This window comes from Pseudomonas sp. GQ91, assembly GCF_059758795.1.
Genome location: NZ_JCAXED010000039.1, coordinates 1 through 1578, shown reverse-complemented (window position 1 = coordinate 1578; position 1578 = coordinate 1). Strand labels below are relative to the sequence as shown.

Annotated in this window: 1 protein-coding gene; it reads right to left on the bottom strand. The window is 59.5% G+C overall.

Annotated features, from left to right (window positions below; all coding sequences use genetic code 11):
- Window positions 1-1578, bottom strand: a 1578-nt coding sequence (locus AC6CIA_RS26275; protein WP_498316058.1) for an RHS domain-containing protein, incomplete at both ends; no start/stop codon positions are given.

Below are 1578 nucleotides of genomic sequence, written 5' to 3'. Positions count from 1 at the left end.
CCAATAAACCGCCCTACCTGCGGATCATAGTACCGATACCGGTTGTAGTGCAGCCCGGTTTCAATGTCGAAGTACTGCCCCTGAAAGCGCAGCGGATTACGGACATCTGCGCGCTTGGCGGTTTCGCTACGCTGTTCCTTGGCCAAACCCCAGGATTTGTAGACCCCAGCCCAGGCGATGTCGCCCTGTTCGTCGGTCAGCTCCATCGGCGTGCCGAGGTGGTCGCACTGATACCAGGCAAACGCATTGAACGGAATCGGCGTGGCCTTGTGTTGCCACACCGGATCGCGGTCGATGTCGTAATCGCCTTCATAGACGGGTTCAGGCAGCAAGTTGATGCTGCGCTGCTCGATGGCTTGAGCCACCGGCACAAAGCTGCCTGGTTCAAAAAAGTAGTGGGTCAGGCGCTCGCTTTTGTCGTTGTTGCGGCTTTCGAAGGCCAGTACATCACCGTCCCAACCGTAGATGGTGTAGCCGCAGCCATACTGCTCGTCGAGCTTGGCTCGCTCCATCTTGTTCCACATCGGCCCGGCTTCGCGGCGGTCGTGGTACTTGGCTTTGGACAGTTTGAACAGCCGTCGGCCCAGTGCGTCGTAGGCGAAGGTAGCGGTCAGTCTGTCATCTGCGTAACCGATCAGGCGGTCGTATAGATCCCAGGTGAAGTGGGATTTTTTGCCGTTGTGCAGGCGCTCCTTGAGGTTGCCGCGTTCGTCGTAGCTGTAGTGGGTGCCGACGTAGTCGCGCAGCAGGTTATCGAGAAGTTTTGGCGGGCCGTAGTGGTTAGGTCGGCGCGGTGCTTGCGGGTCCAGCAGATTGCTGGCCGGGTCGAAGGCGAAGGTTTCTTCACCGGTGATGGTGGTGGTGGCGAGCAGTCGGCCGAGCGGGTCGTAGCGGTAACTGAGTGCGCCGCGACGGGTATCGTCGATGCGGGTCAGTTGGCCGGCGACGTCGTGTCGGTAGTTGCGCACCACCAGGCGTTGGGAGTCGCCGCGTTTTCCCAGTGCTTGTTCCAACAATTCACCGTTGGGTGTCCAGGTCTGGCGCTGTTGTAGGCCGTTGCCTTGGTCACGGTTGATCTCGCGGTGCAGGTTGTCGCGTTGGTAGCTGAGTAGCTCTGTGTCGTCGACCTTCAAGGCCAGCAAATGGCCGCTGCCATAGGTCAACCAACTGACCCGATGGCCATCCGGTCGAGTGGTGGCGATGCGTTGGTTGAGGGCGTCGTACTCGTGTTTCCAGATGGCTACATGCGGTTCTTGTAGATAACGCAGGTATTGGTGCTCGCGGGTATTGTTGCCGGCGCGGTCGTAGAACCATTGCAATTTGCAAGCGGCGTTTTCAGCCAGCAGCAGGTTGCCATTGCCGTCGTAGGCGAAGGTCTCGGTCTGCCATTCGAGGCCTTCCTTATGCCCTGCGTGGCGAGCGATCAGGCGGCCGAGTGGGTCGTACTCGAACTCGTTGACGCGGTCACCGTCGAGGCGGCGGGTCGTTTGGTTACTGCCGTGGTCGTAGAGGTAGTGGGTGGTCTGCTGGTCGAAGCCGGTTTCCTTGAGTAAACGGCCTGCTGGATCGTATTTGAAC